This window comes from Stenotrophomonas sp. STEN240 (genome assembly GCF_056756175.1).
This window is the reverse complement of the sequence record NZ_JBRRBO010000016.1, coordinates 67,682-91,483: the sequence shown is the minus strand read 5'-3', so window position 1 is coordinate 91,483 and position 23,802 is coordinate 67,682. Positions and strand designations below refer to the sequence as shown.

The following is a 23,802-nucleotide window of genomic DNA, read 5'->3' as shown; positions in this document are numbered from 1 at the left end:
GCCGAGCATGGCTCGGCACTACAGGTGAGCCCTGTAGGAGCGGCGTAAGCCGCGAAGCTGACAATGCACGAACAGCCCAAAAGCCAACCCCTCCCCAGCCCTCCCCTTGGCTACGCCAAAGGGAGGGAGCACATCACCCCTTCGGCAACTGCGCCAATTCCTCGCGCACAAGCTTCACCACCAGCTTGTCCAGGGTGTCGACCGAATAGTTCTCCACCTCATGCACGGTCTCGCTACCCGGGCCGCTGGAGGGATCACGGGCGTCCTTGTAGGTGAGGAAGATGAAGCGACCGCCGGTGAACTGCGCGATCTGCCGCTGCGCTATCTCACCAGTCGTGTCCTGGCCGGATGCAGCCACGCTCAATACCTTGATGCCCTTGCCCAGTGCGGCCAGCATGGTCTGCTCATAACGCGGCTGCGGGTAATCCATGTGCGGCGGCGCGTCGGCCAGCGACACCAGCAGGCGCGTGGTCGCGCTGCCGCGCCAGTTCATTGCCTGCACCGCATGATCGAAGGCCTCGTTCATCGCTTCCGGATAGTCGCCACCGCCATTGGCCTGCACGCCATCAAGCACCTTCTGGAAGGCGCCCACGTTGTTGCTCAGGTCCCAACCGCGCACGAAGTATTCGTCGCCGCGATCACGATAGGTCACCAGCCCCAGGCAGATGTCCGGATTGGACGGCAGCTTGGCGATATCGCGCACGATTCCCTGCAGGGAATCACGCAGCTTGTCGATTTCATCGGCCATCGAACCGGTGGCATCCACCATGAACACCAGATCGAGCTTGGCCCGCGCCGGCAGCGCTGCATCGGCCACCACCACCTGCAGTGCATTCTTCTGCCCGCGCTGCAGGGCAGCGGTCACGGTCCTGCCGGCGCGACGGACCTGCACCTGGTAGTTGTCAGAATCACGGTCATCGAAGGCATTGGGATGCACCCATACCTGGCCACCGGCGTCGGTGCGCGCCCACATCCGCGCGCCATTGCGTGCGCTCACCGCCACCTCTGCATCCGGCACCGGCCGACCCTGCGCATCGACCACCTGCAGGCGCTGGCGCACGCTGACATCGCGACCGAGGGTGCGGGCTTCCTCATGACCTTGCAGGAACTGCTGGAAGGCGGCGAAGTCGGCGTTGTCATCGACCACACCGGCGGTAACCGCCACCTGCTGCTGGCGCACGGCACTGCTGCCGGAAACCGGCGCCATCGGCATTTCCGCAGCGGCGTAGCTGGCGTCGGCGGCCGCTTCGACGACGGTGGCAACAGGCGAAGGTGCAACAGGTGCCGGTGGAGAAGGTGGCGCCATCATCTTCAGCGCCCGGCTGCGGCCCTCTTTGCCCAGACGCGCCTCGCCCGCGGCGATGTTCTGCTCCTTCGGGCTGGGATCGGCAACCTCGCGCAGTACCGGCGTGTCACTGCAGACGGTGGCGCTGGGGGCCTGGAAGTTGGGTTGGGTCTGCCGCGTACGCTGTGTAGTCGGCGCCTTGAAGTCACCCGTAGTCTCCGCGACCGGGAACGGGGTATGGCGAACCGCCGCCGCCACGGGCAGGCCGAGCAACAACGTCACTGCGGTGGCCAGCGCCATGCTGCGGACTGCCGGCCGGTTTACAAGCTTCGAGCTACCCATGATTCCTGCTCCATGCGGGCCGCGTGATGCGGCGTACGCGGATAGGAACGGATGGGAATGGGCAGTGGGGTTAGTACCCCCTCCCTTGCGCAGCAGGGGAGGGTTGGGGAGGGCTTGGCTCTTGATCTTCAGGCTTTGCCTGCTTCGCGGCTTACGCCGCTCCTACATGGTTTCCCCGGTAACGCCCCTGCCGAGCATGGCTCGGCACTACATTGCTTTGCTGGTAACGCCCCTTGCCGAGCATGGCTCGGCGCTACTGGCGGTGGGCGGTGCCCAGGTACTCGGCGCTCTGCATCTCGATCAGGCGGCTGGCGGTGCGCTCGAAGGCGCCGGCCAGGCGGGTGCCGCTGTACAGCAGCGGCGGTGCGTCCTGCGCGGTGCAGACCAGGTTGACCTGGCGGTCGTACAGTTCGTCGATCAGATTGACGAAGCGACGCGCCGCGTCTTCGTTCATGCGGTCGAAATGCGGGATTCCCCCCAGCAGCACGGTCGTGAACTCGTGTGCGATCTCGATGTAATCCGACGGCCCACGCGGGCCTTCGCACAGGGCCGCAAAATCGAACCAGGCAATGCTCTTGCCGCGGCCACGCACCGGAATCTTGCGGCCTTCGATCTGGATATTGCCGCCACGTGCCTCTTCGGCGCCGCTCAACTCCTTCCAGCGCCCGGCCAACCAGGCATCGCTTTCGTCATCCAGCGGCGCGCGGTACACCGGCGAGCGGGTCAGCGCGCGCATGCGGTAGTCCTCGGTGCCTTCGGCGTACAGCTCGACGCAGTGCTTCTGCAGCAGCGCGATGGCCGGTAGGAAGCTGTCGCGTTGCAGGCCGTTGAGGTAGAGGTTTTCCACCGCGGTATTGGACGTCGTCACCAGGGTCACGCCCTCGGCGAACAGGCGTTCCAGCAGCCGTCCCAGCAACATCGCATCACCAATGTCGGTGACGAAGAACTCGTCCAGCACCAGCACGCGCAGCTTGTCGCGCCACTGCTGGGCAATCTTGGCCAAGGGATCGCTTTGCCCCTGGTGCTGGTGCAGCTGCTCGTGGATGCCGCGCATGAAGCGATGGAAGTGGGTGCGGTACTTCTGCTCGATCGGCAGGCCGTCGTAGAACAGGTCGACCAGGAAGGTCTTGCCGCGGCCTACGCCGCCCCAGAAGTACAGCCCCTTTACCGGCTCGGGCTTCTTCCAGAACGCGGACAGCCGGTCCAGCCAGCCATCCTGCGCGCTGTCGACGATGGCTAGGTGGATGCGGTCCAGTTCGGCCAGGGCCGCGTGCTGGGCAACATCATCGCGCCAATCGCCGCGGGCCACGCCGGCGGCGTAGCGCTGTGAGGGGGTCATTGCATCCATGCTCAGTTGCTGCCGTCGGGCAGCCAACGCCGCACTTCATGCTGGATGGCGCCGCGCAGGTCGATCAACTTGCGGTGGAAGAAGTGTGAGGTGTCGGGCATGCGCACCAGCTGCGGCGGATTCGGCAGCGACTCCAGCCATTGGTACACGCTGTGTGCGTCCACCACCTCGTCGGCATCGCCCTGCACCACCAACCAGTTGGCAGGCGGCTGCACTTCGGAGAAATCCCAGGTGCGGCGGCCAACCGGCGGCGCGATCGAGATCAAGGCCTGTGGCTGTAGCTGGGCGGCGGCACGCAGCGACACATAGGCGCCGAAGCTGAAACCGGCCAGCCACAACGCGGCGTCCGGGCGCTCACTGCGCACCCAGTTGACCACCGCGCGCAGATCGTCGGCTTCGCCTTCACCGTTGTCGTAGGTACCGGCCGAGGCGCCGACGCTGCGGAAGTTGAAGCGCACCGTGGTGATGCCCAGGTCGCGCAGCGCGCGCGAAACCATGGTCACCACCTTGTTGTGCATGCTGCCGCCCTCGATGGACAGCGGGTGGCAGATGACCGCGATGATGGGCCGGGCAGCGGCTTCACCATCGGGCAGGTCGACACCGACTTCCAGAGGACCGGCCGGGCCGTCCAACATCAGCGTCGCCGATTCGTGGGGGAATGGGAGAGTTTGCATGCGGCCATAATAGCGGCCCCGTCCGGCGGCTTCACGCCCGGCCTTCACAACTGCCCAATTCCATGCATTTCCTTGTCCTGAGTGTGATCTGCAGCGTTCTGGTATCGGTGCTACTGAAACTGGCGCCGCGCCAAGGCATCGACATCCCCCAGGCGGTGACCTGGAACTACCTGGCTGCCACGGTGCTGTCACTGCTGTTGTTCAATCCTTCGCTGCAATCGCTGCAGAGCGCGCATACGCCGTGGCTGGCCCTGTTTGCCCTGCCCGTGGCCTTGCCCGGCATCTTCCTGGTGCTGGCCCGCGCGGTGCGCGAGGCCGGCATCGTGCGCAGCGACGTGGCCCAGCGGCTGTCCCTGCTGTTGTCGCTGGCGGCCGCCTTCCTGCTGTTCGGCGAACAGGCCAATGGTTGGAAGCTGGGCGGCCTCGGACTTGGCCTGCTTGCCATTATTGGCGTGAGCGTGCGCAGCGGCGACCGCAAGGCCGCTGCGGGACAAGGTTGGGGCTGGCTGCTTGGGGTCTGGGCAGGTTTTGCCTTGATCGACATCCTGCTGAAGCAGGTGGCTGCGGCCGGGACGCCTTCCACTGCCGCGCTGCTGGTGAGCTTCGGCATCGCCTTCGTGCTGATGCTGGGCTGGCAGTTGCAACGACATCTCAGCGGCGGCAGCCAGCTGACCTCGACCAACCTGGTTTACGGCCTGCTGCTTGGCCTGCTCAACTTCGGCAACATCCTGTTCTACGTGCGCGCGCACCAGGCGCTGCCGGACAGCCCGGCAACGATCTTTGCCAGCATGAATATCGGTGTGGTGTGCCTGGGCGCACTGGTCGGTGTGCTGGTGTTCGGTGAGAAGACCAGCATGTGGAACCGCGTGGGCCTGGCATTGGCGGTGGTGGCGATTGGATTGATTGCGCGCGGGACGCTTTGAGGGTTTCTGCTGGTTGGGAGCAACAGCAAAGGCACCCCTCCCCCGCCCTCCCCTTGCCTGCGGCAAAGGGAGGGAGACAATCTACCCCCTCCCTTTCGCGTAGCGAAGGGGAGGGTTGGGGAGGGGTGCTCTCAAAGCTCTCAGCCTTACGGCTCAAACCCCAGCAACAACGGATCATGATCCGAGCTGCGCCACGGGCCCGGCACGTTGCGGCCCTGGTAACCCATCTCGTCGGCCTCATCGGCATTGATATGCCATTCGGCCGCGCCCTTCAGCCGCGCCGCCATGCCCGGGCTCAACAAGGCGTGATCCAGGCGGCCGGTCAGGCCGTTGTAGACATAGCTGTAAGGCTGCTGCACGCCGGCCACCTTGAACGCATCCTGCCAGCCATCGGCATTCAAAGTGCGGATCGGGTCTTCCATCGCATAGGCGTTGAAGTCACCCAGCAATACCGCGTCACGGCTGCCGCTGCCGGTGGGGTCGCCCTGCAACCAGCTGTGCAGCAGTTTGGCCGACTCGACCCGGGTCGCGTTCCAGCAGCCCTGGCCATCGTTCTGATCGGCATTGGCGCCGCTCGCTTCCGAGCAGCCCTTGGACTTGAAGTGGTTGGCCACCACCACGAACGGCGTGCCCTTGCGGCCCATGCGGAAGGCCTGCGCCAGCGGCACGCGGCTGCGTTCGCCGAACGGCTCGCGCTCCAGCACCGCCGGCTTGCCGAGCGGGCTCACTTTTGAAGCGCGGTAGATGATGCCGACGCGGATCGGATTGTCGCCAGGGCCTTGGCCAGCATCGACAAAGCGCCAGTCGCCGTCCTTGCCCTGTGCTGCATTGAGCGCACGCACCAGCTGATCGATCGCCGAACCCGGGCCGTAGCCGTCGTTCTCCAGCTCCATCAGCGCGGCCACGTCGGCATTGAGGCTGCCGATGGTGGTGATCAGCTTGGCCTGCTGTGCGGCCTGCTGCTCGGCGGTCTTGGCGCCGCGCAGGGTCGGGTAACCGCCGCCCTTGCCGTCGCCATTGAAATAGTTTTCCAGGTTGAAGGCGGCGATGCGCAGGCCGCCCGGTACGCTCGGCGCCTGCTGCGGACGTTCGGCATCCACCTGCAGTGGGGCGGTCAGCTGCAGCCGGTAGCCACCGTCGAAACGCTGGTCGACGATGCCCTGCACCTCGCGCAGCTGGGCGCCACTGCGCAGCAGCGCCTGTGCAGGCAGATAGGACACCGCGCCCGGTTCGCGCTTGCCACTGGCATCGTCCAGACGCAGGCGGCGGCGGTTGTTGTCGGCGATCACCGCAGCCTGCTCGGGGCTGCCGGCGGCAGCCACTTCGCTGGGCTGCCACAGGCGGCCACCGAAGGCCGCGGTCAGTTCGCCGTAACGTGTGAGCTGGTCCTGCCCGGCCAGGGTCAGCCCGGCAGGAATGCGCACCTGCATTCCTTCCAGCGCCTCCCAGTTCGCCGGCGCCTCGCTCAACACCAGCGGTGCCGGCAGCGGCCGCGCGGCGGCAGGTTGGATGCTCTGTGCCTGCAGCGTGGTCAGGCTCTGCTCGCTCTTGCCGGCGGCCTGCTCCTCAACGGTACCGGTGATGCGCAGCCATTGCCCCAGCTGAAGCGCCTGTTCCTTGGGCACGCGCACGAACACGGCATCGGAGGTGTTGACGTCGCCATCACCGGCGTCCTGCACGAAGATGCCACCCAGGCCATCGCGCATGTCGGCGGTTACTGCGCCCTCGATGGTGACGGTCTTGCCCGCGTAGGGGCTGCGCTCGGTGGCGCCCTGTACGTTGCCGATCGGCAGCACGACGGACTTGGAAGGGGCGGCCAGCGCCGCGCCGGAACAGGCGGCAGCCAAGGCCAGGGCAAGCAGGGTACGGGTACAACGCATGGACGCACTCCGGGGAAGACGGAAACAGAAGCGCCGCCCTGCTCGGGCGGCGCTGGCTATTCTGCAGCAATCGGGTCTGTTGCCAGCTGCGTGAGTCTGGCGGCTTTCTATTTCAGATTGGCCAGCATCCAATCCACGGTGGCGTGGATCTGCTCCTCGCTGAGCCCGGCATTGCCACCCTTGGGCGGCATGATGCCGCCGTCCGGGCCGGTATAGCCCTCGATGGCGTGCTTGTAGAGGGTGTCCTTGCCCTGCGCCAGACGCTTGTCCCAGTGACTGTGGTCCAGCGTGGGCGCATTGCCGACGCCATTGGTGTGGCAGGCGGTGCACAGGTTGTCGAAGATGGTCTTGCCGTCCAGGGTGCCGCCGTAGGCACCGCTGGCCGCGGCTGCAGCGGCGGCCGCAGCGGAAGCGGCGGCCTGCGCGGAGGCACCGGTGGCACCGGCGTATACCGCACCGATCGGCGCGATGCGCTGCTCGATGCGTTTGGTCGCGGTCGGCGAGACTTCCTTGGGAATGGCGTGCTGCAGGTAGGACGCGAAGATGATCAAGCCAATCGTGATGACGGCCAGGATGGCGATCACGATGGAAAAGCGCTTCAGAAACTCAAGGTCGTAATTCCGCACGTCTCATCACCCCGGGCGAGTTGTCGGTGGACCAGCAGCTGCTGGGCGAGTATAGACCAGCGTCTGCCCGCCCCCGCAATGCCCATCAACATGCTCGTATCTGCGGCATCGCAACATCCGACGCCGCTGCAGGCACTCAGCGCGGCAGCGTGGCACCTGCTGCGCGCAGGCACAGTGCGCTGATCGCAGTGACCAGGTGTTCGCCATCGCGCAGGCCATCACGGCTGGGCGCAGTAGGGCCGACCAACGCTTCGGTGAAGGCACCGACGATGCACGCTGCGCTGATGTCCAGATCCTGCGCCGGCAGTTCGCCTGCGCGCACGCCGTCTTCGAGAATGCGCTTGAACACATCGCCGAACAGACGCCGGCAACGGATGCGCTCGGCTTCCACTTCCGGGTCCACCGGCTCGGCGATGAAGGCATAGGCCAGCCCGGGGCCGGCCATGGCGCGCCGCACGAACGAGGCCACCGCCCGCTGCAGGCGCTGCGGTGCCGGCAGAGGCTCGCCGGCGATGGCGGCCAGGATCTCCAGCTCGTGTTCCACGGCGAAGGTCAGCACCTCCACGAACAGCTCGGCCTTGGACGGGAAATGCCGGTAGATCAGGCCGGTGGACACTCCCGCCTCGGCCGCCACCGCGGTGATTGGCGCATTGCGGTAGCCGCCCGCAGCGACCAGCCGGCGGGCCGCGACCAGGATCCGCTCGCGGTTGCCCGCCAGCCGTTTTTCCATCAATTCCGAGCGCTTGTAAGCCATTTGTTGATTCTATGTTCAATTTTTGAATTTGTATTCACTTTTTACCCGGGAGCCGCTAGGCTGCGGGCAAACGCCCGTGCCGACGGCCTGCCCGTCCCCCCAACCCGGTGCGCCCCTTATCGCCAAGCAGTACCGGAGCCAGCCATGCACGTCCCTACCCTGTCCTTTGACCTGGGCGAAGAAATCGACATGCTGCGCGAGAGCGTGGCGCAGTTTGCAGCCGCGCACATCGCGCCGCTCGCTGCCGAAGCCGACGCCAGCAATCACTTTCCCAACCAGCTCTGGCGCCTGCTCGGCGAACAAGGCCTGCTGGGCATGACCGTGGAAGAAGAATACGGCGGCAGCGGCATGGGTTACCTGGCGCACGTGGTGGCGATGGAGGAAATCTCGCGCGCCTCCGGCGGCATCGGCCTGTCTTATGGTGCGCACTCCAACCTCTGCCTCAACCAGCTGCGCAAGAATGCCAGCGAGGCGCAGAAGCACAAATACCTGCCCAAGCTGTGCAGCGGCGAACACGTCGGTGCGCTGGCGATGAGCGAACCGGGCGCCGGTTCGGACGTGGTGTCGATGAAGCTGCGCGCCGACCTGCGCGGCGATCACTACGTGCTCAACGGCAACAAGATGTGGATCACCAATGGTCCCGATGCCGACGTGCTGATCGTCTACGCCAAGACCGACCCGGACGCCGGCTCGCGCGGCATCACCGCCTTCATCATCGAAAAGGGCATGAAGGGGTTGTCCACCGCGCAGAAGCTGGACAAGCTCGGCATGCGTTCGTCCAACACCTGCGAGCTGGTGTTCCAGGATTGCGAAGTGCCGGCCGAGAACGTGCTGGGCAGCGTGGGTGGCGGGGTCAAGGTGCTGATGTCCGGGCTGGACTTCGAGCGCGTGGTGTTGTCCGGTGGCCCGCTGGGTTTGATGTCGGCGGCGCTGGATGTGGTGCTGCCCTATGTGCATGAGCGCAAGCAGTTTGGCGAAGCGATCGGCACGTTCCAGCTGATCCAGGCCAAGCTGGCCGATATGTACGTGGGCCTCAATGCCTGCCGCGCCTATGTATATGCGGTAGCCAAGGCCTGCGACCAGGGCCGCACCACGCGCCAGGACGCCGCCGGTGCCATCCTTTATTCGGCCGAGAAGGCGACCTGGGCGGCGGGTGAAGCCATCCAGATCCTTGGCGGCAATGGTTACATCAACGAATACCCGGCCGGCCGTTTGTGGCGCGATGCCAAGCTGTATGAAATTGGCGCGGGCACGTCGGAAATCCGCCGCATGCTGATCGGGCGGGAGTTGTTCCAGAAGACCGCGTAAAAGCGCTTGAGCCCCTCTCCCTCCGGGAGAGGGGTTGGGGTGAGGGTCGGCGGCCAAGCCACTGCAGGACCAGATATTTGCAGGCTGCGTGCCTACCCTCATCCGCCCCTCCGGGGCACCTTCTCCCAAAGTGAGAAGGGAAGATAAAAACCCAGGACCTGGCCACCATGACCGTACTCACCTCCCAGCTGCAACCCGGCAGTGACAGCTTCGAAGCCAACCGCGCCGCGATGCAGGTGCAGGTCGATGACCTGCGCGCCACGCTGGAGAGCACCGCGCGCGGCGGCAGCGATGCGGCGCGGGCCAAGCACACCGCGCGCGGCAAGCTGCTGGTGCGCGAGCGCATCGATGCCCTGCTCGATCCCGGCAGCGCATTCCTGGAAGTCGCACCGCTGGCCGCCCACGGCATGTACGCCGATCCTGTCCCCGGTGCAGGCATGGTTGCCGGTATTGGTCGCGTGTCCGGGGTGGAATGCCTGATCGTCGCCAACGATGCCACGGTCAAGGGCGGCACCTACTATCCGGTCACGGTGAAAAAACATCTGCGCGCGCAGGAAATCGCCCAGCAGAACCGCCTGCCCTGCATCTATCTGGTCGACTCCGGCGGCGCTTTCCTGCCGTTGCAGGACGAAGTCTTCCCCGACCGCGATCATTTCGGCCGCATCTTCTACAACCAGGCCAATCTGTCGGCGCAGGGCATCCCGCAGATCGCCTGCGTGATGGGCAGCTGCACGGCAGGCGGCGCCTATGTGCCGGCGATGAGCGATGAAACCGTCATCGTCAAGGAACAGGGCACCATCTTCCTCGGCGGCCCGCCGCTGGTGAAGGCAGCGACCGGTGAAGTGGTCAGCGCCGAAGAACTGGGCGGCGCCGATGTGCATACGCGCATCTCCGGCGTGGCCGACCACATGGCCGACAACGACCTGCAGGCGCTGGCACGGGTGCGCGCCATCATCGCCAATTTGAACTGGCGCAAGCCGGATGCAGGTGTCGCGCTGCAGGCCAGCGAGGCGCCTTTGTTCGATGCACAGGAACTGTACGGTGTAATTCCAAGTGATACGCGCAAGCCCTACGACGTGCGTGAGGTGATTGCGCGCATCGTCGATGGTTCGCGCCTGGACGAGTTCAAGCCGCGTTACGGCAACACCCTGGTCACCGGCTTTGCGCATGTGCACGGTCACCCGGTCGGCATCATCGCCAACAACGGCATCCTGTTCTCGGAGTCGGCGCTCAAGGGCGCGCACTTCATCGAGCTGTGCTGCCAGCGCAACATCCCGCTGTTGTTCCTGCAGAACATCACCGGCTTCATGGTCGGCCGCAAGTATGAGCACGGCGGTATCGCCAAGGACGGTGCAAAGCTCGTCATGGCGGTGGCCAATGCGCGGGTGCCGAAGTACACGGTGGTGATCGGCGGTTCGTTCGGTGCCGGCAACTACGGTATGTGCGGGCGGGCCTATTCGCCGCACTTCCTGTGGATGTGGCCGAACGCGCGCATCGGCGTGATGGGCGGTGAGCAGGCGGCCAGTGTGTTGGCCACGGTCAAGCGCGATGGTATCGAGGCCAAGGGTGGTGGGTGGTCGGCCGAGGAAGAGGATGCGTTCAAGCAGCCTATCCGTGATCAGTTCGAGCAGCAGGGGCATCCGTATTACGCGAGTGCGCGGTTGTGGGATGACGGGGTGATTGATCCGGCGGATACGCGGCGGGTGCTTGGGCTGGCGTTGGCTGCCAGTCTGAATGCGCCTGTGCAGGACACGCGTTTTGGTGTGTTTCGGATGTGACTTTCATGGGGTCATTTCTCGATACCACATCAAGAGCAAGAGCTTTCACTCCCCTTTGGGGAGCGAGTTACTTTTCTTTGCTTGTGCAAAGAAAAGCTAACCAAAAGAAAGCGCACCCTGCCTCCGCGCCCAGCACGCTGCGCGTGCCGGGTCCACTCCACCGGTGGGATTTTTCGACACGACATCCTTGTCGTGGCGAAAAACGACGTGCATCCATGCACGTCGCCCTTCGGGTATTCCCCACCGGTTCCGTCGCTGCGGAAGGGGCCCGTAAAGCAAATTCCAGAGCAAGAGCAGTAACAACAGCAACGGCGAAAGCCCTCGGCTCCTCCCCTGCCCGCGCGGCACATCGTGGATAAAACAATGTTCAACAAGATCCTGATCGCCAATCGCGGTGAAATCGCCTGCCGCGTTATTGCTACTTGCCGTCGTATGGGCATCGCTACCGTTGCGGTGTATTCGGATGCCGACCGCAATGCGCGACATGTGCGTCTGGCTGACGAAGCTATCCATATCGGTGCCGCGCCGGCTGCCGAGAGCTACCTGCGCGCCGAGGTCATTCTCGATGCGGCGCGTCGCAGCGGTGCGCAGGCTATCCATCCGGGTTATGGGTTTCTTTCCGAGAACGCTGGCTTCGCGCGTGCCTGTGACGCTACCGGTATCGTCTTCATCGGGCCGCCGGCCAGCGCCATCGATGCGATGGGCGACAAGAGTTCGGCCAAGGCACTGATGCAGACCGCCAACGTGCCGCTGACGCCTGGGTATCACGGTGAGCGGCAGGAGCCGGAGTTCCTGCGGGCGCAGGCCGATGCGATTGGCTATCCGGTGCTGATCAAGGCCAGCGCCGGTGGCGGTGGCAAGGGCATGCGCAAGGTCGAGGCCAGTGCTGATTTCGAGGCTGCGCTGGCCAGCTGTCAGCGCGAGGCGCAGGCCTCGTTCGGCAATGCGCATGTGCTGGTGGAAAAGTACGTCGAGCGGCCGCGTCATATCGAGATCCAGGTGTTCGGCGACAGCCACGGTGACGTGGTCTATCTGTTTGAACGCGACTGCTCGGTGCAGCGGCGTCACCAGAAAGTGCTGGAAGAAGCACCCGCGCCTGGCATGACCGCTGAACGCCGCGCTGCGATGGGCAAGGCCGCTACCGATGCAGCGCGTGCGGTTGGCTACGTTGGCGCAGGCACGGTGGAATTCATCGCAGGCCCGGATGGCGATTTCTATTTCATGGAAATGAACACCCGTCTGCAGGTCGAGCACCCGGTCACTGAGCTGATCACCGGCACCGATCTGGTTGAATGGCAGCTGCGCGTGGCCGCTGGCCAGCCAATGCCAAAGACTCAGGAACAGCTGCAGATCCACGGCCATGCGATCGAAGCGCGCCTGTATGCCGAAGACGCCGATCGCGGCTTTCTGCCCTCGACTGGCACGCTGCGTCACCTGCGACTGCCGCAGCCCAGCGCCAATGTGCGCGTGGATGCAGGTGTTGAACAAGGCGACGCAATTACTCCGTACTACGATCCGATGATCGCCAAGCTGATCGTCTGGGACGTGGACCGCAACAGCGCCCTGCAGCGCATGCAGCTGGCACTAGCACAGTGCCAGGTGGTCGGCGTGACCACCAATGCAGCTTTCCTGCGCCGGCTGGTACTGACCGATTCTTTCCGCACCGCCAACCTCGATACCGCCTTGATCGAGCGCGAGCGTGAAGCGCTGGATATCCACCATGTCGCTGCCAGCGACGAGGACTGGGCACTGGCCGCCGTGCTGGCCGTCAGCAGCGAGCAGCCACGCAATAACGACACTTCACCTTGGGCCATTGCCGACAGCTGGCGCCTCACCGGCCCCGCGGCACGCTCGGTGACCCTGGAGCATCTGGAACAACGCAAGCAGCTGCGGGTCCGCGACAGCGCCAATGGCTGGCAAGTGCAGGTCGGCGATACCTCGATCGCTGTGACAGGGAAAGCTGGCAGTGCTGGCTACGCCCTGCAGCTTGGTCAGGGTCTGCAGCGCGGCCAGGCAATCCGCGAAGGCAATACGCTGTATGTGTTCGGCAGCGACCAGCAACAGCGCTTCAACATCCACGACCCGGTCGCCGAAGCCGACAACAGCAACGATCACGGTGGCAGCCTGTTGGCACCGATGCCCGGCCGCGTCGTCACCCTGCTTGTGCAGCCGGGCAGCACGGTCAGCCGCGGCACGCCGCTGCTGGTAATGGAAGCAATGAAGATGGAGCACACCCTGCAAGCGCCGGCCGACGGCACCGTGCATGGTTTCCGCGCAAAGGCCGGAGATCAGGTTGCCGATGGCGCGGTGCTGGTGGATTTCGAGGCGGGCTGATTGCCATCATCGACGCCTCCGGATCATGGTCGGCTCAGCTCTGTGTTGCCGACCACACCGCTCTGCCCGGATCGAATTCGGTGATCGTCATCTCCTCGGCACGGTAACCAAAGCCGCATACGGCGATCACCCCCTTTTCCAAGGGATCAAGCCCGAACATTGTTTCAATCTGCTTTTCGTTGATTGCAGCTGTCACGAAGGCCCCCATGCCCTTATCGGTAGCGGATAGATAAAGGGTCTGTGAAAGGTGGCCGCTATCCAGGATCAAAGCCCTATAGGCCTTGGCATGGTTCCGGTACTTCCAGAAGCTCCTGCGATAGGTCGCCACCAGTGCCACCATCACAGGCGCATTGGAGAACCAATGCTGGCCCGCCACCATCTGACCTGCCAACGTCTCAACCTGATCAGAGCAGCCCTCAATACGGGACAACGCGTGGGCCTCTGGCAGGTAGCGATAGAGACCCGGTTCCAGACCCGCCACGCGCTGTATTAGAAGATAAGCATCCGTTGCATGGAATCCACCTCCGGAAGGACTACTGCGCTTAAGAAACCGCAGCCCTTGAACGGGTTCCTTGACATGGGTAGCTGCGAATACTCTTTCCATCATCCGCGCAAACACAGCATGCTCCAACGCCCGCACGGAGAAGTTACGACACGTCACTCTTCGACGCAGAAGGTCATCGAACGCATCGGACTCGCATCGAGGCAGGAAAGTATCCGCCGAACTTTCAGGCTCCGGCATGGGAGCCTCCCGCGTCTTCATCAGTCCGGCAACGGTATTCGTCCCATTGCGCTCCATGTCAGCCGCACTGTCCACATCCGACCAGCGGCCAAGCCCTGCACTTGCAGCAGCCAAAGGCCACCAATCGGCCGCGCGAACGCGTTCGTCGTCCAGGCGGAAGTGCTCCAAACCAGGAATATCCTCTGCAGCAATCACTAATCCTTTCTGTATCAATGCATGGACTTGCTCGTAGGTGCCCCCGCAGTCACCCCAAGGCACCCAACGCGAGGGGCTGAGTTTTCCCAGCATGATGACCATCCCCTCGTCGATGCCAACCATCCCGTTCTCCAGATGGGGGGCAATAGCCTGCCATGCGCTGTGACGAACCAAACCGTCTCCACCTGAGAAAACAGCTCCCAGACTGAACCTGACAGTCTCATTTGGCTCAAGGAAAAGAACCGAACAACGACGAATATTCATAACTTTCATATTCAAATTGCCAAGATACTGCCGATACTGTGGAGAGCCTGGATCTTCAGCCACCCATCCCTAGAAACGCACAATGACTCCTATCGAACATTCCCCTCTCTCAACGGATCAAGCCGACACGCTGCTCGACCTGCTTTCTTCGGATGACGCCTATCGAGCACTTTTTTCAGCTGATCCGTATCAGGCACTTGCAGACATTGGGTACGTCATCCCACAGAAGCACCGCCCGCCTTGCCTCGAAGTTGATTCGCTGGCAAGCAAGGAAGAATTTCGGCAATCGAAGGGAATACTGAAGCAATACCTGACATCAGTAGCCGGACTGACGATCGTCTTCTGCTATGAAGCAGGAAAGATTGATCAAGCGATCACCGCCTACGGCGATGCCCGAGATTGAACAGCTGGAGCGGCCAGGAACTGATCCTTGGCCGCGACTGCATCGGCGACATTCAAAGGTTGCAGCAGCTGGTTAACATTGATTTCCACATAAGCTCTGCCAACGTTGCTCGCCAGCCAATCGCGCTGACGTTGCGCCTCCGTGTTTCTACCAAGCGCCGAGAACGCAGCTGCCAACTCGGCCCTCACCTGTACAGCCTCATGACCGTCAAGTAGGGGCAGCAGTAGATCGACCGTTTCCTGCGGCCTTCCTTCCAGCCGTGCCTGCGTTGCCCGGGTAAGTAGTCGCATCCATTGTAGTGAACGCTGTCCGTCCAGCTCTGGGAGCCGAGGCAACGTTGCCAAGGCGTGGGCGGATAACTCCTTGAATCCGGACCGTTGCGCGATGTAGACCGCGACCATGCTTCTGAACAGCGCCTCTTGACGACCACGAACATTGCCACTGGCCTTTGCAGTTACCAGCGACGCATTGAACAAACGCTGCAAGTCCCGCTCAGAGCTTCCCTTCGGGTCGGCAAGCAGGCGAACGCTCTGTTCAACAAGCGAGAAATGAGTGACGTGCGATTCACCGTACTCCACAGACGATTCTCGCGCTCGTGCAGCCTCAACAAGTGCATCGCTCTTTCGCCCCTGACTCAAAGCAAGGCTCATCCGGTCCAAGGACGAATATAGGCTGGAAGGATTGCCGGGTACCGCATGGAGCCTATCCAGAAGCGAGCGTGCTTCGTCCTCACGGCCAAGCAGCGCGAGCGCATTGGCGCTGTAACGAATGGGACGACCTCCACTTTCGCGCTCAGCTTGACGAAAGGTATCCAGAGCTTGCTGCGCGTCTCCGTTGGCGAGTTGAATGCGGCCGATATGATCAAGCGGAACGGAACGAAGCGGATCCTGCGGCACAGCCGCAGCCTGAGCGAATGGCAGAGCCTCGTTGAAGCGGTTGTCAACGATCAGGTGCCAGGATGCATTGGAAGCTCCCGCAAAATAATCGGGGTACATAGTCGCTAGCAGCTTCCATTGCGGCAGTGGCGACGCAGGTGAGCGCAGTTCATTCTCCCAAGCTTCGAGATAGAGCTGATCGCGCCGTGGGAGCCTTTCACGGTGGGCCAAGGCGCTTTCGAGCTCTGCAACCGCTGGCGCCTCGTCCAGCCCAGACCAATAGATCCTGGCCAAACCCATGTGAGCCAACGCAAATTCCGGATCTATCTGTAGCGCCTTTTTAAGTAAATCGGCACTGAGCTCTACATCGCGATTCGACAGCGCCTTGATAGCCAGGGCGTACGCTCTGAGCGCTTCAATATTGCTGGTGGTCACCTCGGGAAGAGGCGAGGCGTCGCGCGCCAGCGAATCACTTGACTCACCAAATCGAGCGCGCAGCTTGCCGCTTACTTCGTCGATAGATGCCAATAGAGAATCGATTCCATTTCCTTGGGCGGAAATCGAGTCCAATGTGGCTCCCTGATGCGGATCAACGATATCCACGGTGAAACGTACGCGTTTTCCCACCTCGTCTACGCGAGCCAACAACACCGCACGGGCACCATCGCGCATGGCGACATCACTCGCCATCTTGCGATTCATTGGCTCATCAGGATCATGATTCATCAAGCCCAATGTCTTGCGCACCTTGAGATCGCTCAGAACATTTACAAATCTTGATTGCTCCAAGCTGATTCTGAACGCCTGTTCTACAGCTCCATCAAGAAGTTGTTCACCGGTGTGATTGTCAACGCCGCCGATAACCACCCAATCCCGTTCGGCGAATGCGATGGCAGGCTCCGCACGTACCAGCACCCATGCCACCGCACCTACCGTAACCACCAGCATCAACTCGGCTACCAGTGCCACCGGCCGCCGCCACAATGGCAGCCGCCGCCAGGCTATGTTCGAACGCGCTGGCATACGCATTGGAGCACGGCCGGCAACACCCACTTCAAACACTTCCTGCGCCGTCGGCAGGCCTTTGAAGTACCAGCGGCCATGCGATTTCCATTGCAGGCCATTGCCTCGTTCACCCAGCTCCCGCTGACTGGCTCGCAACAAACCCTCGGCCACCGCCGATAGCAGAATCTGGTTTGGGCGCGCCAACGCCATCAAGCGTGCTGCTGTGGGCTTGGCGACACCTTCTACATCCAGCGGCTTGGCGCCGGCAGCAACGGCGGCCTCGTCGTTGCGCCAGAACAACACGTCGCCGACATGGATCCCGACCCGCGTCTGCAGCGGGAGTTTCCGCGCGTTGCCGATCTCGGCCAATGCATCCAGATAGTCCAACGCAAACCCCAGGCCGTGCGCGGGTACGTCGAATATCAGCAGCATTCCATCGGAGCGATCGATCAGGCGCCCCTTCCAGCGCTGCAACAGCTGCAGCACCCGCACATCCAGGCTACGAAACAACTCAGCTGCTGCGGCATCGCCAATCCGCGCCGTCAGTGCCACCGAATCACAAAGATCGGTCAGCACCAGCGTCTTGAGCTGGCGATCGGATGAGAGCACGTCAGTCTCGCTGGTCATGCGCTACACCGGGCAGGCCGTGGTCACCGGATCAGCCCTGCCACCACTGCGCGCGATTGCCACCTTCGCGCTTGGCCTCGTACAGGGCCTTGTCGGCACGGGAATACGAATCGTTCCAGTGGTGGTCTTCGCCAATCAACACCATGCCGATGCTGAGTGAGCAGGCGCCCACCGTTGCGCCCGGGTAGGCGATCAGGTGGCGCACCGCTTCGAGCACGAAATCGGCGGTGCGCGGCAGGCTCTCGCCATCGGCGTCCATCAGCAGCACGCAGAACTCATCGCCGCCCAACCGGCAGGCGATATCGTCCTTGCCGGTCACCGAGGCGAGGATGCGGCCGAAGCACTGCAGTGCATGATCGCCGGCGAGGTGACCGTAAGAGTCGTTCAAACCCTTGAAGTCGTCGCAGTCGATCAGCAGCAGGCCGCGCGGACGGTGACCTGAACGGTGTGATTTCTGCAGGTAGGCGGTAAGCGCACGCCGGTTGCTGAGCCCGGTCAGGTCATCGCCATAAACCAGCTCACGGGTGTGGTGCAGCTCGTGGTTGGCGCTGTAGAGATTGCCGAGCGCGGTTTCCAACTCGTGGTTGCGGCGGCTGAGCTGAGCGATCAGGCGTTGTTCGCTGGACACCACCCGCGACAGGGTCCGGCGCAGGAAAAACACCACCATCGCCGGATCCTGGTCGATCAGGCGGTGGAAGTTGGCATGGGTGATTTCCAGCAGCACGCTGTCGCAGTTGGCGCGTGCATCGCAGGAACGCGGGTGGCGTTCGATCAACAGGCCGAGCTCGCCAAAGAAGTCGTTGCAGCCCATGGGCTTGGGCGCCAGGCCGGCACCGAAGTCCAGGCTGATGGCGCCACTGACAATGATGAACATCGAGCTGCCCAGATCGCCACGGCGGAACAGCACCTGGTCGGCCTGCAGTGTGCGGCGGACGCCGTACTGGGCAAACAGCGCAAATTCCACCGGTGACAATTGCGCACGCAGTACTGCGCCTCCCGCCGACGTAGCGACGGAAAGTTCAGACTCCAGTGCCAGACCCCCTGTTCCCATGCCGCTCATTCCCTGCCTCATGGACTGCTCGTCCATGCCAGACGAGTAATCTCGCGAGCCTATCATCAAAATTATCGGTTTTGTGACCCCCTACACCGTTTGATGCTGGCCTATCCCAAAAAAAAAGAAGGGGCTCGTAAGAGCCCCTTTGAAACGACCTAATAAGCGCCCTCAGGCAGCCTTTTCAGCCTGGAACTGCTCTTCCTCGGTGGAGCCGGTCAGTGCGGTCACGCTGGAGGCGCCGCCCTGGATCACCGTGGTCACGTCGTCGAAGTAGCCGGCGCCCACTTCCTGCTGGTGCGAGACGAAGGTATAGCCCTGCTCGCGGGCAGCGAACTCCGGTTCCTGCACCTGCTCCACGTAGTGGCGCATGCCCTCGCCGCGGGCGTAGTCGTGGGCGAACTTGAAGGTATTGAACCAGTTGATGTGGATGCCGGCCAGGGTGATGAACTGGTACTTGTAGCCCAGCGCGGCCAGCTCGTCCTGGAACTTGGCGATGGTCTTGTCGTCCAGGTTCTTCTTCCAGTTGAACGAGGGCGAGCAGTTGTAGGACAGCAGCTTGCCGGGGCTGGCCGCATGCACGGCCTGGGCGAACTCGCGGGCAAAACCCAGGTCAGGGGTGCCGGTTTCACACCACACCAGGTCAGCATGCGGGGCATAGGCCACGCCGCGGCTGATCGCCTGCTCCAGGCCGTTCTTGACCTTGTAGAAGCCCTCGGCGGTACGCTGGCCGGTGATGAACGGCGTGTCGTTGGGGTCGAAGTCGCTGGTCAGCAGGTTGGCGGCTTCGGCGTCGGTACGGGCCAGCACGATGGTCGGCACGCCCAGCACGTCGGCGGCCAGGCGCGCGGCCGACAGCTTCTGGATCGCTTCCTGGGTTGGCACCAGCACCTTGCCGCCCATGTGGCCGCACTTCTTCACCGCCGCCAGCTGGTCCTCGAAGTGCACCGCCGCAGCGCCGGCCACGATCATGTTCTTCATCAGCTCATAGGCGTTCAACACGCCGCCGAAGCCGGCCTCACCGTCGGCGACGATGGGCAGGAAGAAGTCGATCGCATCCTCGGCCTTGACCTTGCCGTCGATGATGTTCTTCCACTGGATTTCATCGGCGCGCTGGAAGGTGTTGTTGATGCGGCGGACCATGGTGGGCACCGAGTCGTAGGCGTACAGCGACTGGTCCGGGTACATGGTTTCGGAGGTGTTGCCATCGGCAGCCACCTGCCAGCCGGACAGGTACACCGCTTCCAGCCCGGCCTTGGCCTGCTGCATGGCCTGGCCGGCGCTGATCGCACCGAAGGCATTGACGTAGCCCTTCTTCGAGCTGCCATTGACCAGTTCCCACAGGCGCTCGGCGCCGCGCTTGGCCAGGGTGTGTTCCGGCTGCACGCTGCCGCGCAGGCGCACCACGTCGGCGGCGCTGTAGGTGCGCTTCAAGCCTTTCCAACGCGGGTTGGTGTCCCAGTCCTGCTGCAGGGCGTCGATCTGTTGCTGGTAGGTGCTCATCGTGTCGTCCTCGAAAGAAGTAGTCGGTGCCAAGGGGAGGGTCAATCGATCTGCCGGTAGGCCGGCAAGGTCAGGAACTCGGCCAGGTCATCAGCGCGGCTGAGTTGGTCGAGCAGGCCGATGGCCTGGGTGATGCGGCCGCCACCGGGCAGCGCGGAGGTGTCGCCCAGCCGCGCCGGCAGCGCGCGCAGGGTGGCTGCCAGCAGGGCGAAATCAATCGCGGTGCCGTCATCCAGATGCTGGTTGCCGGCATGCAGCCACTGCCAGATCTGGCTGCGGCTGATCTCGGCGGTAGCGGCGTCTTCCATCAGGTTGTGGATGGGCACGCAGCCGTTGCCGTCCAGCCAGGCGGCCAGGTAGCGCACGCAGACTTCAACGTTGTTCTCGAAGCCGGCGCGGGTGACGGTGCCGCTGCATGGCGCAATCAGCTCATCGCGGTTGGCCTGCACGTCGCGGCGCAGCACGTGGTGCTGATTGGGGCCGGACATGTGCTCATCGAAGATGGCGCGCGCCACCGGGATCAGCGCCGGGTGCGCCACCCAGGTGCCGTCGTGGCCGGCCGTCACTTCGCGCAGCTTGTCGGCGCGCACCCGCGCCATTGCCTGCTCGTTGGCGGCGGCATCGTTGTTGATCGGGATCTGCGCGGCCATGCCGCCCATCGCATGCGCACCGCGACGATGGCAGGTCTTGATCAGCAGTTCCGAATACGCCTTCAGGAACGGCTGGGTCATGGTCACCTGGCCACGCTCGGGCAGCACCTTGTCGGCGTGCCGGCGGAAGGTCTTCAGATAGGAAAAGATGTAATCCCAGCGGCCGCAGTTCAGGCCGACGATGCGCTCGCGCAGCGCATGCAGGATCTCATCCATCTCGAACACCGCCGGCAGCGTCTCGATCAGCACGGTGACCTTGATCTGCCCATGCGGCAGGCCCAGCATGCCCTCGATGTGCGACAGCGCGGTCTCCCATAGCGCCGCCTCTTCCATCGACTGCAGCTTGGGCAGGTAGAAGTACGGGCCGCGGTCCTTGTCCATCAGGGTCTGCGCGTTGTGGAAGGCGAACAGCGCCGCGTCGAACAGGCCACCGGCAATCGGCTGGCCATCGATCAACACGTGCTTCTCGTCCAGGTGCCAGCCACGCGGGCGCACGATCAGCACCGCCTGCTCGTCGGCCGGGCGCAGCGTGTAGTGCTTGCCCGGGCCCTTGGCGGTGGCCGGCGCGGTGAAGTCCAGATCGCCACGCACCGCCGCCTTCATCGTCTGCTGGCCGGCCAGCACGTTGCGCCAGGTCGGCGAGGTCGAATCCTCGAAGTCGGCCATGAACACCTTGGCGCCGGAGTTCAGCGCGTTGATGACCATCTTCGGGTCGGTGGGGCCGGTGATCTCGACGCGGCGGTCCTGCAGCGCGGCCGGGATCGGCGCAACGCTCCAGTTCTCTTCACGGATGGCGCGGGTGTCGGTACGGAAATCCGGCAGCCCGCCCTGGTCGAAGAACGCCTGGCGCTCGCGGCGGGCGGCCAGCCGGGCCTGGCGACCCGGCTCGACCGCACGGTGCAGCGATACAAGCAGGCCCAGCACGCCGGCCGGCAGCAGCGCGGACTGGCCGGCGAGCTGGGTGGTCAGGGTGATGCCCGGGGTCGGGCGGGGGGCGGACTGCGGCGTAGCGACAGCGTGGGCGACGGCGGACATCGGAAGTTCCTGCGTGTGTCGGGGACTCCAACGTGCGGCCGCAGGCTCATATTTAACAAAACAGTTTTTGCAATGTTATCTATAAGTTGTGCTAATACTTGTCTCAACATGCCAGCCAAGCCGCCCGTAACTCCGCGTTTTTCCTACAAGTCTGATCGGCTCAAGCCGCTGCGGGCGTTCCTGCAGACGGTCCGATTGGGCTCGGTTTCGCGTGCGTCGGAAGCACTTTTTGTCAGCCAACCGGCGGTGAGCCTGCAGCTGCAGGCGCTGGAACGGGAGCTGGGAGTGGTGCTTTTCGAGCGCAGCGGACGCCGCCTGGTGCCCAGCCGCGAGGGCCAGCTGCTCTACGACATGGCCCAGCCGCTGGTGGAAAGCCTGGACGGGTTGTTGCCGCGGTTCCGCGAGAAGGTCAGCGGGCTGGACGCGGGCGAGCTCAATATCGCCGCAAATTCGTCGACCATCCTGTATCTCCTGCCCAAGATCGTCGAAAACTTCCGCAAGCTGCATCCTGATGTGCGCCTGACCCTGCACAACGCCATCAGCGCCGATGGCACCGACCTGCTGCGCAGCGATGCCGCCGACCTGGCCATCGGTTCGATGATGGATGTACCAGCCGACCTCAGCTACGCGCCGGTCTACCGCTTCGACCAGGTGCTGATCACCCCACCCGACCACCCTCTGGCGAAGAAGAAAAACCTGACGCTGGAAGACCTGTCGCCGTGGCCGCTGATCCTGCCGCCGCGCCGGCAGATCACCTGGCGGCTGGTCGACCTGGTGTTCCAGCAGCATCGTGTGCCTTACACCGTGGCACTGGAAGTTGGCGGCTGGGAGGTCATCAAGCAGTACGTGGCGATGGGCATGGGCATCAGCATCGTCACCGCGCTGTGCTTGAACGATGGCGACCGCGACAAGCTGGCCACGCGGGCGATGAGCGAGTACTTCCCGTCGCGCAGCTACGGCGTGGTGGTGCGGCGCGGCAAGGTGCTGTCTCCGCAGGCCAGAGCGTTTGTCGAGCTGATCCAGCCGGATCTGTTTGCGCCGAGGCAGTACGACGATACCGGGCATTCGGAGCGCTAGACCTTGCATCGGGAACTCGCAGCACAGCAGTTGGTCGACAACACCGCAGCCGCCTAGACTGCCGTCATGTCCCTGGAACTCCGCCACCTGCGCTACTTCCTGACCGTCGCCGACACCCTGCACTTCGGCCGCGCCGCAGAGCGCCTGGGCATGTCGCAACCGCCGCTCAGCCAGCAGATCCGGCAGCTGGAAACCCTGCTCGGCGCGCAGCTGTTCGTACGCAGCCACCGCCGCGTGCAGCTCACGCCAGCCGGCGAAGTCCTGCTGGAGCAGGCGCGCGACATCCTGCAGCGCGTGGACAAGGCTGTGGACACGGTGCAACGCGCACAACGCGGCGAGAGCGGCGAACTGCGCATCGGCCTGACCCGCGCCACCCCGCTGTCACCGCAGATTCCACGCGCGATCTTCGCCTATCGCCAGCAACACCCGCAGGTGCAGATGCAGCTGCGCGAAATGAACAGCCTGCGTCAGATCGACGCCCTGCTGGCCGATGAGCTGGACGTGGGCATCATCCGCAAACGGGTACTGCCGGACGAACTGGTTGCCCAGCACCTGTTCGATGACCCGCTGGCCTTGGTGGTACATGCCAGTCACCCGGCACTGCGCGGCAAGGACCCGGCAACGGCGCGCCTGTCCTTGAAGCCGTTCGCGCTGGATCCCTTCGTCGGCTTCTCGCGCGACTCGGGTGCCGGCATCCACGACCATGTGATCAGCCTCTGCCGCAACGCCGGCTTCAGCCCGCGCATCGTGCAGGAGGCCGGCGAATCCTCGACCCTGATCAGCCTGGTCGCAGCGGGTTTGGGTGTCTGCGTGCTGCCTTCTTCGTGCAGCCATATCCAAGTGGAGGGCGCATGTTTTGTCGCCCTGGCAGACCGCGGCGCTGCATCGGAGATTCAACTTGCCTGGCGACGCGAGGCGGTGACGCCGCTGTTGCGTCAGTTCATTGCCTTGTTGAAGCGGGAAGTGGCGGGTTGAAGGGGAGAGCAGCAGCGGGGGCAAAAGCCGAAGCCAAAGCACCCCTCCCCAACCCTCCCCTGCGCTACGCGCAAGGGAGGGGGTAAAGCTCAGCCCCCTCCCTTTGCCGCAGGCAAGGGGAGGGTTGGGGAGGGGTGCTTCAGCTTTG

Annotated in this window: 18 protein-coding genes; 7 read left to right on the top strand and 11 right to left on the bottom strand. The window is 63.8% G+C overall.

Annotation, left to right across the window (positions count from 1 at the left end):
* Positions 1–133 precede the first annotated feature (133 nt).
* The 3 genes from ACVOKO_RS09745 to ACVOKO_RS09735 form a co-directional block, all read right to left on the bottom strand.
* Positions 134–1,627: a vWA domain-containing protein gene (locus ACVOKO_RS09745; protein ID WP_346498726.1), complete on the bottom strand. Its 1,494-nt coding sequence runs from the start codon at positions 1,625–1,627 to the stop codon at positions 134–136.
* A gap of 253 nt (positions 1,628–1,880) precedes the next feature.
* Positions 1,881–2,975, bottom strand: coding sequence for a cell division protein ZapE (zapE, locus tag ACVOKO_RS09740; protein WP_346498725.1), 1,095 nt, complete (start codon positions 2,973–2,975; stop codon positions 1,881–1,883).
* A gap of 2 nt (positions 2,976–2,977) precedes the next feature.
* Positions 2,978–3,649: an alpha/beta hydrolase gene (locus ACVOKO_RS09735; RefSeq protein ID WP_057627047.1), complete on the bottom strand. Its 672-nt coding sequence runs from the start codon at positions 3,647–3,649 to the stop codon at positions 2,978–2,980.
* Positions 3,650–3,711: 62 nt separating this feature from the next.
* Here ACVOKO_RS09735 and ACVOKO_RS09730 point away from each other — a divergent pair, with 62 nt between their 5' ends.
* Positions 3,712–4,572 carry an EamA family transporter gene (locus ACVOKO_RS09730; protein WP_346498724.1) on the top strand — a complete coding sequence of 287 codons (861 nt, stop codon included), beginning with the start codon at positions 3,712–3,714 and terminating at the stop codon, positions 4,570–4,572.
* Positions 4,573–4,718: 146 nt separating this feature from the next.
* On the opposite strand, the gene ACVOKO_RS09725 is transcribed toward ACVOKO_RS09730, so the two are convergent.
* The 3 genes from ACVOKO_RS09725 to ACVOKO_RS09715 form a co-directional block, all read right to left on the bottom strand.
* On the bottom strand, positions 4,719–6,452 hold the full coding sequence (locus tag ACVOKO_RS09725; protein WP_346498723.1) for an ExeM/NucH family extracellular endonuclease: 1,734 nt from the start codon (positions 6,450–6,452) through the stop codon (positions 4,719–4,721).
* 107 nt (positions 6,453–6,559) lie between these two features.
* Positions 6,560–7,078 (bottom strand): c-type cytochrome, encoded by a 519-nt coding sequence (locus tag ACVOKO_RS09720; RefSeq protein ID WP_346498722.1) that lies wholly within the window; start codon positions 7,076–7,078, stop codon positions 6,560–6,562.
* 136 nt (positions 7,079–7,214) lie between these two features.
* Positions 7,215–7,832, bottom strand: a complete 618-nt coding sequence (locus ACVOKO_RS09715) for a TetR/AcrR family transcriptional regulator (protein ID WP_346498721.1) — start codon at positions 7,830–7,832, stop codon at positions 7,215–7,217.
* A gap of 144 nt (positions 7,833–7,976) precedes the next feature.
* Here ACVOKO_RS09715 and ACVOKO_RS09710 point away from each other — a divergent pair, with 144 nt between their 5' ends.
* The 3 genes from ACVOKO_RS09710 (at position 7,977) to ACVOKO_RS09700 (ending at position 13,252) form a co-directional block, all read left to right on the top strand.
* Positions 7,977–9,140: an isovaleryl-CoA dehydrogenase gene (locus ACVOKO_RS09710; RefSeq protein ID WP_346498720.1), complete on the top strand. Its 1,164-nt coding sequence runs from the start codon at positions 7,977–7,979 to the stop codon at positions 9,138–9,140.
* 167 nt (positions 9,141–9,307) lie between these two features.
* Positions 9,308–10,918, top strand: coding sequence for a carboxyl transferase domain-containing protein (locus ACVOKO_RS09705; protein WP_346498719.1), 1,611 nt, complete (start codon positions 9,308–9,310; stop codon positions 10,916–10,918).
* 363 nt (positions 10,919–11,281) lie between these two features.
* Positions 11,282–13,252: an acetyl-CoA carboxylase biotin carboxylase subunit gene (locus ACVOKO_RS09700; protein ID WP_346498718.1), complete on the top strand. Its 1,971-nt coding sequence runs from the start codon at positions 11,282–11,284 to the stop codon at positions 13,250–13,252.
* A gap of 34 nt (positions 13,253–13,286) precedes the next feature.
* Here the strand turns inward: ACVOKO_RS09700 and ACVOKO_RS09695 are convergent, their stop codons facing one another.
* Positions 13,287–14,462, bottom strand: a complete 1,176-nt coding sequence (locus ACVOKO_RS09695; RefSeq protein WP_346498717.1) for a putative peptide maturation dehydrogenase — start codon at positions 14,460–14,462, stop codon at positions 13,287–13,289.
* A gap of 73 nt (positions 14,463–14,535) precedes the next feature.
* On the opposite strand from ACVOKO_RS09695, the gene ACVOKO_RS09690 reads away from it, so the two are divergent.
* Positions 14,536–14,856 (top strand): NHLP-related RiPP peptide, encoded by a 321-nt coding sequence (locus ACVOKO_RS09690; RefSeq protein ID WP_346498716.1) that lies wholly within the window; start codon positions 14,536–14,538, stop codon positions 14,854–14,856.
* Here the strand turns inward: ACVOKO_RS09690 and ACVOKO_RS09685 are convergent.
* From ACVOKO_RS09685 to aceB, 4 genes are all read right to left on the bottom strand, one after another.
* Positions 14,835–17,363, bottom strand: coding sequence for a putative peptide modification system cyclase (locus ACVOKO_RS09685; RefSeq protein ID WP_346498715.1), 2,529 nt, complete (start codon positions 17,361–17,363; stop codon positions 14,835–14,837). The genes ACVOKO_RS09690 and ACVOKO_RS09685 overlap by 22 nt on opposite strands.
* A 31-nt stretch (positions 17,364–17,394) precedes the next feature.
* Complete coding sequence (locus tag ACVOKO_RS09680) at positions 17,395–18,414, bottom strand: GGDEF domain-containing protein (RefSeq protein ID WP_346498714.1); 1,020 nt, start codon at positions 18,412–18,414, stop codon at positions 17,395–17,397.
* A 171-nt stretch (positions 18,415–18,585) separates the two neighbouring features.
* A complete protein-coding gene (gene aceA, locus ACVOKO_RS09675) occupies positions 18,586–19,917 on the bottom strand; it encodes an isocitrate lyase (protein WP_346498713.1) in 1,332 nt (443 codons plus the stop codon).
* Between the two features lie 41 nt (positions 19,918–19,958).
* Positions 19,959–21,602: a malate synthase A gene (gene aceB, locus ACVOKO_RS09670; protein ID WP_346498712.1), complete on the bottom strand. Its 1,644-nt coding sequence runs from the start codon at positions 21,600–21,602 to the stop codon at positions 19,959–19,961.
* Positions 21,603–21,710: 108 nt separating this feature from the next.
* Here aceB and ACVOKO_RS09665 point away from each other — a divergent pair, with 108 nt between their 5' ends.
* Together ACVOKO_RS09665 and ACVOKO_RS09660 are read left to right on the top strand one after the other, a co-directional pair.
* The gene (locus ACVOKO_RS09665; RefSeq protein ID WP_346498711.1) at positions 21,711–22,679 is read left to right on the top strand and encodes a LysR family transcriptional regulator; all 969 of its coding nucleotides are present in this window, start codon (positions 21,711–21,713) and stop codon (positions 22,677–22,679) included.
* Positions 22,680–22,745: 66 nt separating this feature from the next.
* Complete coding sequence (locus tag ACVOKO_RS09660) at positions 22,746–23,654, top strand: LysR substrate-binding domain-containing protein (protein WP_346498710.1); 909 nt, start codon at positions 22,746–22,748, stop codon at positions 23,652–23,654.
* Positions 23,655–23,802: the final 148 nt, after the last annotated feature.

Excerpts from the sequence above, each read along its gene's own strand:
- aceA (WP_346498713.1), bottom strand. The coding sequence starts at position 19,917 with ATGAGCACCTACCAGCAACAGATCGACGCCCTGCAGCAGGACTGGGAC.
- ACVOKO_RS09685 (WP_346498715.1), bottom strand. The coding sequence starts at position 17,363 with ATGACCAGCGAGACTGACGTGCTCTCATCCGATCGCCAGCTCAAGACG.
- aceB (WP_346498712.1), bottom strand. The coding sequence starts at position 21,602 with ATGTCCGCCGTCGCCCACGCTGTCGCTACGCCGCAGTCCGCCCCCCGC.
- ACVOKO_RS09690 (WP_346498716.1), top strand. The coding sequence starts at position 14,536 with ATGACTCCTATCGAACATTCCCCTCTCTCAACGGATCAAGCCGACACG.
- ACVOKO_RS09725 (WP_346498723.1), bottom strand. The coding sequence starts at position 6,452 with ATGCGTTGTACCCGTACCCTGCTTGCCCTGGCCTTGGCTGCCGCCTGT.
- ACVOKO_RS09665 (WP_346498711.1), top strand. The coding sequence starts at position 21,711 with ATGCCAGCCAAGCCGCCCGTAACTCCGCGTTTTTCCTACAAGTCTGAT.
- ACVOKO_RS09745 (WP_346498726.1), bottom strand. The coding sequence starts at position 1,627 with ATGGGTAGCTCGAAGCTTGTAAACCGGCCGGCAGTCCGCAGCATGGCG.
- ACVOKO_RS09705 (WP_346498719.1), top strand. The coding sequence starts at position 9,308 with ATGACCGTACTCACCTCCCAGCTGCAACCCGGCAGTGACAGCTTCGAA.
- ACVOKO_RS09680 (WP_346498714.1), bottom strand. The coding sequence starts at position 18,414 with ATGGGAACAGGGGGTCTGGCACTGGAGTCTGAACTTTCCGTCGCTACG.
- ACVOKO_RS09735 (WP_057627047.1), bottom strand. The coding sequence starts at position 3,649 with ATGCAAACTCTCCCATTCCCCCACGAATCGGCGACGCTGATGTTGGAC.
- zapE (WP_346498725.1), bottom strand. The coding sequence starts at position 2,975 with ATGGATGCAATGACCCCCTCACAGCGCTACGCCGCCGGCGTGGCCCGC.
- ACVOKO_RS09730 (WP_346498724.1), top strand. The coding sequence starts at position 3,712 with ATGCATTTCCTTGTCCTGAGTGTGATCTGCAGCGTTCTGGTATCGGTG.
- ACVOKO_RS09695 (WP_346498717.1), bottom strand. The coding sequence starts at position 14,462 with ATGAAAGTTATGAATATTCGTCGTTGTTCGGTTCTTTTCCTTGAGCCA.
- ACVOKO_RS09700 (WP_346498718.1), top strand. The coding sequence starts at position 11,282 with ATGTTCAACAAGATCCTGATCGCCAATCGCGGTGAAATCGCCTGCCGC.
- ACVOKO_RS09660 (WP_346498710.1), top strand. The coding sequence starts at position 22,746 with ATGTCCCTGGAACTCCGCCACCTGCGCTACTTCCTGACCGTCGCCGAC.
- ACVOKO_RS09715 (WP_346498721.1), bottom strand. The coding sequence starts at position 7,832 with ATGGCTTACAAGCGCTCGGAATTGATGGAAAAACGGCTGGCGGGCAAC.
- ACVOKO_RS09710 (WP_346498720.1), top strand. The coding sequence starts at position 7,977 with ATGCACGTCCCTACCCTGTCCTTTGACCTGGGCGAAGAAATCGACATG.